This is a genomic window from Streptomyces pactum (assembly GCF_016031615.1).
Taxonomy (GTDB): Bacteria; Actinomycetota; Actinomycetes; order Streptomycetales; family Streptomycetaceae; genus Streptomyces; species Streptomyces pactus.
Genome location: NZ_JACYXC010000031.1, coordinates 1 through 1,088 on the forward strand (window position 1 = coordinate 1; position 1,088 = coordinate 1,088).

1 protein-coding gene is annotated in these 1,088 nt (G+C 79.5%); it reads left to right on the forward strand.

The window, feature by feature from the left end; translation table 11 throughout:
* On the forward strand, window positions 1-1,013 hold a 1,013-nt coding region (locus tag IHE55_RS30500), incomplete at its 5' end, for a fatty acid kinase subunit FakA-related protein (protein WP_504740328.1).
* Window positions 1,014-1,088: the final 75 nt, after the last annotated feature.

Below are 1,088 nucleotides of genomic sequence, written 5' to 3' on the forward strand. Positions count from 1 at the left end.
GGCCCGCGGCGGGTTGCGGCGCCGGGGACCACCCGGCCCCCGGCCGGCCGCCGGCCCTGCCCGCGTCCGGTCCCGCCTTCGAGGTGATCTACCTGCTGGAGGCCGATGACGCGGCCGTCGCCCGGCTGCGCGACCGGCTCGACGCGCTCGGCGACAGCCTGGTGGTGGTCGGCGGCGACGGGCTGTGGAACGTGCACGTCCACGTGGACGACGCGGGCGCGGCGGTGGAGGCCGGCATCCAGGCCGGCCGCCCGTACCGCATCCGCATCACCCACTTCGGCAGCGCGCCGGACGCCGGCCGCGCCGGGACCGCCGCGCCGCACCCCGGGGGCCGGGCACCGGCGGAGCCGGCGGCGCGCGCGGTGGTCGCGGTGGTGCCGGGCGAGGGCCTGGCCGCCCTGTACACCGAGGCCGGTGCCACGGTGGTCGGCGCGGACCCGGGGGAGCCGCCCGCCAGCGGCGAACTGGTGGAGGCGGTGCGGCGCGCCCACGCCCGCGAGGTGGTGCTGCTGCCCAACGACGCGGCCCTGCGGCACACCGCCGCGGCCGCCGCCGAGCAGGCCCGGGGCGAAGGCGTCCGGGTGGCCCTGATCCCCACCCGGTCCCCGGTGCAGGGCATCGCCGCGCTCGCCGTGCACGAGCCGGGCCGCCGGTTCGACGAGGACGTGGTCACCATGACGGCCGCGGCGGGCGCCACCCGCCACGCCGAACTCGCCGTGGCCGAGCACGAGTCGTGGACCACGGCCGGGGTCTGCCAGGCCGGCGACGTGCTCGGCCTGATCGACGGCGACGTGGCCGTGATCCGGCCCGACGTCCCCACCGCCGCCCGGGCGGTGCTGGACCGGATGCTCGCGGCCGGCGGCGAGATGGTCACCCTGGTGCTCGGCGCGGGTGTCGCCGACGGGGTGGCCACGGAGCTGGAGGAGCACGTACGGCGCAGGTACCTCGCCGTGGACACCGTGGTCTACCGGGGCGGGCAGCACGGCGTACCGCTGATCATCGGCGTGGAGTGACCCACCGGACCGCCTTCCCCGGCCCCGGCCGCCTCCCCGGTCCCGGCCGCCATCTCGGCCCCGGCCGCCTCCGGG